At 59.3% G+C, this 5,831-nt stretch carries 6 protein-coding genes; all 6 read left to right on the top strand.

What is annotated here, in order from left to right:
- The first annotated feature begins 459 nt into the window (after positions 1-459).
- From rsxA to BOW52_RS15935, 6 genes are read left to right on the top strand one after another with little or no spacing between them, the layout of a single operon-like run.
- The gene (rsxA, locus tag BOW52_RS15960; RefSeq protein WP_078485075.1) at positions 460-1,041 is read left to right on the top strand and encodes an electron transport complex subunit RsxA; all 582 of its coding nucleotides are present in this window, start codon (positions 460-462) and stop codon (positions 1,039-1,041) included.
- 2 nt (positions 1,042-1,043) lie between these two features.
- Positions 1,044-1,589 carry an electron transport complex subunit RsxB gene (gene rsxB / locus BOW52_RS15955; protein ID WP_078485074.1) on the top strand — a complete coding sequence of 182 codons (546 nt, stop codon included), beginning with the start codon at positions 1,044-1,046 and terminating at the stop codon, positions 1,587-1,589.
- A complete protein-coding gene (gene rsxC, locus BOW52_RS15950) occupies positions 1,586-3,259 on the top strand; it encodes an electron transport complex subunit RsxC (protein ID WP_078485073.1) in 1,674 nt (557 codons plus the stop codon). The genes rsxB and rsxC overlap by 4 nt, the downstream gene beginning before the upstream one ends.
- On the top strand, positions 3,256-4,290 hold the full coding sequence (gene rsxD / locus BOW52_RS15945) for an electron transport complex subunit RsxD (protein WP_078485072.1): 1,035 nt from the start codon (positions 3,256-3,258) through the stop codon (positions 4,288-4,290). Before rsxC ends, rsxD begins: the two co-directional genes overlap by 4 nt.
- 1 nt (position 4,291) lies before the next feature.
- A complete protein-coding gene (gene rsxG, locus BOW52_RS15940) occupies positions 4,292-4,930 on the top strand; it encodes an electron transport complex subunit RsxG (protein WP_078485071.1) in 639 nt (212 codons plus the stop codon).
- Positions 4,923-5,615 (top strand): electron transport complex subunit E, encoded by a 693-nt coding sequence (locus BOW52_RS15935; protein WP_078485070.1) that lies wholly within the window; start codon positions 4,923-4,925, stop codon positions 5,613-5,615. The genes rsxG and BOW52_RS15935 overlap by 8 nt, the downstream gene beginning before the upstream one ends.
- Positions 5,616-5,831 lie beyond the last annotated feature (216 nt).

Here is a 5,831-nt window from a genome sequence, read left to right as displayed (position 1 = left end):
TTCTTCGTCGTTCGCTCGCGCTCTCAACTACGAATATGCAGACGGCGTCGACTATCGAGGACTAACCGCCCTCACTTCGCTCTCCATGGCGGTCAGCGAGGGAGGGATCGAGCCGAATCGACTGTGTAGGGCGAGAGTTCGGGTTAATAGCCTCCCAACATCGATATCTGACTGTCACCATTCATCGACCAACTTAGTGTCATAACTAGACTGTCGTTTGGCAGCACAGTGTCAGCACCCTTATTTGCAGGAAGCGTCACAGCTGGCAGAATTTGAAGCGACACAACGGCATTCACGAAGAACCAAATCAAACGAATTATTTGCCGTACACCAGATACCTCTTTGGTGTTAACTGAAGCCCTGAATTTCTGTAGAATCTCCATCCGATTGAGGCGTGATTGCTTGAGCGGTTGCGCCCCACCATCCATACTGGGAAACCGTTCCAAACACAGACCCTCCATGACCGAATACGCGCTCATTCTTGTCAGCACCATCCTGGTCAACAACTTCGTGCTGGTGAAGTTTCTGGGGCTCTGCCCCTTCATGGGTGTCTCACGCAAGCTGGAAACCGCCACCGGTATGGGGCTGGCTACCACCTTTGTATTAACCCTCTCCTCGATCTGCTCCTATCTGGCCAACGAATTTCTGCTCGCACCGCTCGGGCTTGAGTATCTGCGCACCATCACCTTTATATTGGTGATTGCAGTGGTGGTGCAGTTCACCGAGATGGTGGTACGCAAGACCAGCCCGCTGCTCTATCAGGTACTCGGCATCTTCCTGCCACTGATTACTACCAACTGCGCCGTACTCGGCGTGGCGCTGCTCAACATTCAGGAGCAGCACAGTTTCCTGCAGTCGGCGGTTTACGGCTTTGGCGCCGCCATCGGCTTCTCAATGGTGCTGGTACTGTTTGCTGCGATCCGTGAGCGTGTGGCCGTTGCCGACGTCCCGGCCCCCTTCCAGGGTGCCGCCATCGCACTGATTACAGCCGGCCTGATGTCACTTGCCTTTATGGGCTTCTCCGGACTGGTTAAGGGGTAACGATGCTGACGGCGATTCTTGCGCTCGGCACTCTGGCCGCCCTGTTCGGACTGCTGCTCGGCTACTCCGCAATCCGTTTCAAGGTCGAGAGCGACCCCGTGGTCGATCAGGTCGATGCGATCCTGCCACAGACCCAGTGTGGCCAGTGCGGTTTTCCCGGCTGTCGTCCCTACGCCGAGGCGATTGCCAACGGCGAGGCGCCGATCAACCAGTGCCCCCCCGGCGGTGAATCGGTCATTGTTGCCCTCGCCGACCTGCTCGGCCGCGATCCGCTGCCACTCAACGAGGAGCACGGCGAGCACAAAGGGAAGATGGTCGCCGTCATCGATGAGAATATCTGCATCGGTTGTACCCTCTGCATCCAGGCCTGTCCGGTCGATGCCATCCTCGGCGCTGCCAAACAGATGACCACCGTGATCGAGAGCGAGTGCACCGGCTGCGAACTCTGCATCCCCCCCTGTCCAGTCGAGTGCATCGACATGGAACCACTCGAGCGTGAGATCGGCGACTGGAAGTGGCCGCTGCCCGAGCACGAGGTGGATTCATGAGCCGCAAGCTTTGGACATACCACGGAGGTCTCCACCTGCCTGATGAGAAGGAGATCTCGACCGCACGTCCACTTGCCACGCTGCCGCTGCCCAGGCAGCTGACCATCCCGCTGCAGCAGCATATCGGTGAACCAACCACACCACTGGTCAAGGTGGGCGACAAGGTACTCAAGGGGCAGAAGATCGCCGACGCGGGTGCCTACGTCAGCGCGCCGCTACATGCACCCAGCTCGGGAACTGTTACTGCCATCGGCATGGCGGCAGTCCCTCACCCATCGGGAATGAGCGCAGCGGCTATCACCATCGAAACCGATGGCGAGGATCGCTGGATCGAGGATCGCAACCCTGTCAGCGACCATAAAAGTCTCAATCCCACCGAACTGCGCGAGAAGATTCATCAGGCCGGTATCGTCGGACTGGGTGGCGCCGGCTTCCCCTCCTTTATCAAACTCAACCCCGGCGCACGCACCTCGATCGACAGCCTGATCATCAACGGAGCTGAGTGCGAACCCTATATCAGCTGCGACGACATGCTGATGCGCAGCCGCCCCGAAGCGGTACTTGAGGGCGCCCAGATCATGGCCCACGCGCTGCACGCCGATACGGTCATTATCGCCATTGAAGAGAATAAACCCGACGCCTACGCCGCTCTTCGAGCCGCCTTGCACGGCTGCGGTTGCAGCAATGTCGAGCTGGTAATGATCCCAATCCGCTACCCAACCGGTGGCGAGAAGCAGCTGATCAAGGTGATCACCGGCAGGGAGGTACCGCAGAACGGTCTGCCGATCGACCTCGGCATCGTCTGCCATAACGTCGCCACTGCCGCGAGCGTCTTTGACGCCGTCATCCAGGACCAACCTCTGATCTCTCGCATCGTCACCGTGACTGGCGAAGGTGTTGCTCAACCACAGAATCTGATCGTACCGCTCGGAGCACCCATTGAATCACTGATTGAGGCGTGCGGCGGTTACACCGAACAGGCAGAACGGCTGGTGATGGGGGGGCCGATGATGGGCATTGCCATCCACAGCGACGAAGTACCGGTAATCAAAACCGCCAACTGTTTTCTGCTCACCCGTATTCCGGCCACTGAACAGTCGGTACGGCCCTGCATCCGCTGTGGCGCATGCGCCGATGTCTGCCCTGCACAGCTGCTTCCGCAGCAGCTCTTCTGGTACGCACAGGCCAACGATTTTGAGAAGGTGCAGGACTACAACCTGTTCGACTGCATCGAGTGTGGCTGTTGCTCACACGTCTGCCCCAGCCATCTTCCGCTGGTCCACTTCTACCGCTACGCCAAGAATGAGATCTGGGAGCAGGAGCGTGAACGCGGCAAGGCCGACATCGCCCGTCAGCGCCATGAGGCACGCCAGGAGCGACAGGCACGCGATAAAGCGGAGCGTGAAGCGAAGCTGCGCAAGAAGCGTGAGGCGCTGAAGGCGAAAGAGAGTGGTAGTGACAAAAAGGATGAGAAGGATAGCAAGCAGGCGGCCATCCAGGCGGCACTGGATCGGGTACGCGCCAAACAACACGGCGGCGATAACAAACCAAAGAACATCGACAACCTGACCCCGGAGCAGCAGCGCGCCATCGACGAGGCCGATGCCCGTCGTCAACGCATGCGCGATCAGGAGCAACAACCGAATACTAAAGGAGAGGGGCAATCATGAAGTTCGCCACCGCTAGCTCCCCACACACACCCTCGACCGGTGAACTCAACGCGCTAATGCGTCAGGTGATCTATGCACTGTTGCCTGCCATTGCGACCGCCTGGTGGTTCTTCGGCTGGGGCGTGCTGATCAATATTGCTGTCGCATCCATCTTTGCCCTCGGTGCTGAGGCCGCCATACTACTACTGCGTAACCGTCCACTCGCACCCGCACTCTCTGACTGCAGCGCCCTGCTCACCGCAATACTGCTCGGGCTGGCACTACCCGCCCTCGCCCCCTGGTGGCTGGCTGCTGTCGGTGCCCTGTTTGCCATCGTCTTTGCCAAGCAGCTCTACGGTGGTCTCGGTTTTAATCCCTTCAACCCAGCGATGGTCGGCTACGTGGTACTGCTGATCTCATTCCCTCTCGAGATGACCAGCTGGCCCGCACCACAAGAGCTGGCAACGGTAAGTCTCTCACTCGTCGAGACCCTGAGCTATAGCTTCGGCGGCACACTACCCGCCACACTCGGCCTCGATGCACTCACCACCGCCACCCCACTTGATGCGATCAAGACCGGTGTCGGCCTGGAGCAGAGTGTCGCGGCCATCAGCCAATCACCGCTGTTTGGTGAGTTCGGTGGCAAGGGGTGGGAGTGGCTGGCAGCCGCCTACCTGCTCGGCGGTCTCTGGCTGCTCTACAAACGCATCATCAGCTGGCACATCCCGGCCGGACTGCTCGGTGCACTGGCCCTCATCGCCACCCTCTTCTGGCTCGGGGATGCCAGCCGCTACGCCTCGCCGCTGTTCCACCTCTTCAGCGGTGCCGCAATCATCGGTGCCTTCTTTATTGCCACCGATCCGATCAGTGCCGCCACCACGCTGCGTGGCCGTCTACTGTTTGGTATCGGTATCGGACTGATCACCTACATCATCCGTACCTGGGGTGGCTACCCCGACGGCATCGCCTTCGCCGTGTTATTGATGAACATGGCCGCTCCCACGCTCGACTACTACACCCGTCCGCGTGTATTTGGTCAGGGGGGACGCTGAGATGCTGTTCCGTCACATCATCGGCACCATGCTACTGCTGGCCCTGTTTGCCGTGGTTGGCACCGGACTGGTCGCCTTGACCCACGCCGGCACCCAGGAGCGTATCGCCGCTAACGAGCGTGAGGCGCTCCTGAAATCGATCCACGCGCTGATCCCCCCCAGCAGCCACGACAACGACATCTTTACCGACACCGTAGCGGTGATCGATCCGCTCCTCGGTAATGACGAACCCCACACCGCCTACCGCGCCCGCAGCGGTGCTCAAGCCGTCGCGGTAGTGCTCACCCCGATCGCACCCGACGGTTACAACGGCACCATCAAGCTGCTGGTGGCGATCAACCACGACAGCACCCTGGCCGGGGTGCGCATTCTCAGCCATCGTGAGACACCCGGACTGGGTGACGGCATCGAGGTCGAGCGCTCCGACTGGGTGCTTGGCTTTAATAGTCGCTCTCTCTCCGACCCCGCAATCAAACAGTGGGGCGTAAAGAAGGATGGTGGTGCGTTTGACCAGTTCACCGGCGCCACCATCACCCCACGGGCCGTGGTCAATGCGGTCAAACAGAGCCTGCTATATTTCAGAGACCACCGCGACACGCTCTTCGCACTGCCGCAGCAGGAGACAACAGACAATGGCTGATATCGGCTACGGCAAGATCAGTTACGACGGCTTCTGGGGGAACAACCCTGCCTTTGTACAGCTGCTAGGGCTCTGTCCGCTGCTGGCGGTCACCTCCACCTTCGTCAACGGACTGGGGCTTGGTATTGCCACCACACTGGTACTGATCGCCTCCAACCTGACCGTCTCGGCAATCCGCAACTGGGTCCGTCCCGAGGTACGCATTCCCGTCTTCGTACTGGTCATCGCCTCATTCGTCACCACCGTAGAGCTATCGATGAACGCCTACTTCCACGACCTCTACAAGATTCTCGGCATCTTCATTCCACTGATCGTCACCAACTGCGCCATCATCGGTCGCGCCGAGGCGTTTGCCTCCAAAAACAACCTGCCACGTGCCTTTGTCGACGGTCTCACCATGGGACTCGGTTTCACTCTGGTACTGGTCCTACTCGGCGGTCTACGCGAGGCGGTCGGCCAGGGCACCCTGTTTGCCCAGGCACACCTGATGTTTGGCGAAGGTGCACGTGCACTGCAGATCACACTGATTGAGGACTACCGCGGCTTCCTGCTCGCCATTCTTCCTCCAGGTGCATTTATTGGCCTCGGCCTGCTGATTGCAGTGAAAAACGTCATCGATAAACGCATTGCCGATAGCAAGCGTGTCCTCAGCTCACAGCGTATCGTCCTCGATGAGGGTCAGTAGAGGCGCGTAGCCCCCCTTTCAACCCCCCTCTGCAATAACCCTGCTTTTTGTCTCTATTTTGATCAATACCATACCGCTATGCCCGGATATAACTGAAGCGACACACTCGTAGAGGTGTGTCGGGGAGTCGCTATTTTTGCGGAAGCTTGTTTTGGGCGTCCAAGCCCAAGCAAGCGGCAAATACTTAACGCGACCGTTTATGCCTACGGCGCCCCG

The organism is Solemya pervernicosa gill symbiont, assembly GCF_002020875.1.
Taxonomy (GTDB): domain Bacteria; phylum Pseudomonadota; class Gammaproteobacteria.
Note: the sequence above shows the minus strand (reverse complement) of the source record. Positions and strands in the feature narration are given on the sequence as shown.